This is a genomic window from Rhodococcus sp. 1163, from assembly GCF_002091985.1.
Classification (GTDB): domain Bacteria; phylum Actinomycetota; class Actinomycetes; order Mycobacteriales; family Mycobacteriaceae; genus Rhodococcoides.
Genome location: NZ_MKKX01000043.1, coordinates 1 through 307, shown reverse-complemented (window position 1 = coordinate 307; position 307 = coordinate 1). Strand labels below are relative to the sequence as shown.

The following is a 307-nucleotide window of genomic DNA, read 5'->3' as shown; positions in this document are numbered from 1 at the left end:
CGGTCGCGCAGACACCCGCCGACCCCGACGCCGCACTCAGAGCCGAACTCCGCAAATACGCAGGCACACACCCATTGCACGGGTTTCGACGCGCCTGGGCGCATCTGAGGCACGACAAGGGCATGACGGTGAACAAGAAGAAGGTCCACCGACTCTGGAAGGAAGAGGGTCTGCAGGTTCGGATCTACCATCCCCGCAAACGCGCCGGCATCAGCTCGTGCCCGCAGATCGAAGCCGACGCCCCGAAAGTGGTGTGGGCTATGGATTTCCAGTTCGACTCGACCGTCGATGGGAAGGCCATCAAGAT

Annotated in this window: 1 protein-coding gene; it reads left to right on the top strand. The window is 62.2% G+C overall.

The features are described from left to right. Positions 1–307, top strand: a 307-nt coding sequence (locus BJD99_RS20570; protein ID WP_143542261.1) for an IS3 family transposase, incomplete at both ends; no start/stop codon positions are given.